This is a genomic window from Mesorhizobium sp. M0276, assembly GCF_040321755.1.
GTDB lineage: Bacteria > Pseudomonadota > Alphaproteobacteria > Rhizobiales > Rhizobiaceae > Mesorhizobium.
The window spans coordinates 1-999 of sequence record NZ_JAMYSC010000153.1; the positions used below are offsets into that span (position 1 = coordinate 1).

A 999-nucleotide genomic window follows, 5' to 3' on the forward strand; every position below is an offset into this window, starting at 1 on the left:
GTGGCACCAACCTGGTGATCTTTCCAGCCAACCTTGTCGACGGCGATCATGTCGCGGTTCACGACCCTGATAACCGGCTGCCGCACCATCAGTCGTCCTGGTCCTGAGTCATCGACGTCACTGTGGTCGCACGCGACAACGCCCTGCTCACTGGTCCTCAATGACATCGTCCTCGCCCTCCCCGTTAGCCAAACCGGCTGGAATACCGCCAGCCAGCAACTTTTCCTTCGACAGCAGCCCTGCGTCCTCGAGCGCCTCGAAGTCCGGCAGATGGCGCAGCGTGTCGAGCCCGAACTGCGAGAGAAAATTCTTGGTCGTCACATAGCTGTAAGGCGCGCCCGGCTGCGGGCTCGCGGCCGAAAGAATAGCTCAATTCATCCGCAAGGCACGCGAGGACAAGGACCTGACCCGCGCAGAGCTTGCTCCCTTGCTTGGTCTTTCGATGTTGAGACGATCGATCCCGAGATCGACAAACCTGTTTTCCGCCGCCCAGGGTACGAAGGCGTCAAAACCCTCGGCGAGATCGACGATCGCATCTAGCCACTCGTCCCGTGTAAATTCTCCGCGACCGGCTGTATAGCGGCTGAAATCGAAGCGCGACAATTGGATGGGGCGCAAATCCTCGATATAGAAAGCGTAATTGTCTTCCTCGATATCGTTGTGCGTGAGAGTGACCTCAGCCCAGATACCCCCTTCAACGAGACGGTCATTGTCACGGTAGAATTTCTCGCCGATGGCGATACGCTGGGAATTAAAGTTTTCGAGTGAGGCCCAGTGCCGCTTTTCCTTTTCAACATAGCGAACATGGACCTTGTCGATGAAGCGATGGCTGCCTTTGGTCGCCACTTTTGACTGTGCGGCGTTTGCCTCGTCCGGACGAACGTAGTTGTCTTGCAGGGTAAGCGGCTCTGATCGAGACCGCCATCGGAAGGTACAAGGCACTGATCGGACGACGCTTGCGGGCTCGTTCGTTCGCCGCTCAGCAGACCGAGGTTGCCG

At 57.9% G+C, this 999-nt stretch carries 1 protein-coding gene and 1 pseudogene; both read right to left on the bottom strand.

The genetic code is table 11. From position 1 onward, the window contains the following. Positions 1-147: 147 nt before the first annotated feature. Positions 148-351 (bottom strand): annotated as a pseudogene (locus NKJ01_RS36210) (SMC-Scp complex subunit ScpB); the annotation flags it as partial. Between the two features lie 18 nt (positions 352-369). Next, positions 370-942, bottom strand: coding sequence for an anti-phage BREX system Lon protease BrxL (locus NKJ01_RS36215; RefSeq protein ID WP_352735380.1), 573 nt, complete (start codon positions 940-942; stop codon positions 370-372). Between the last annotated feature and the right edge of the window lie 57 nt (positions 943-999).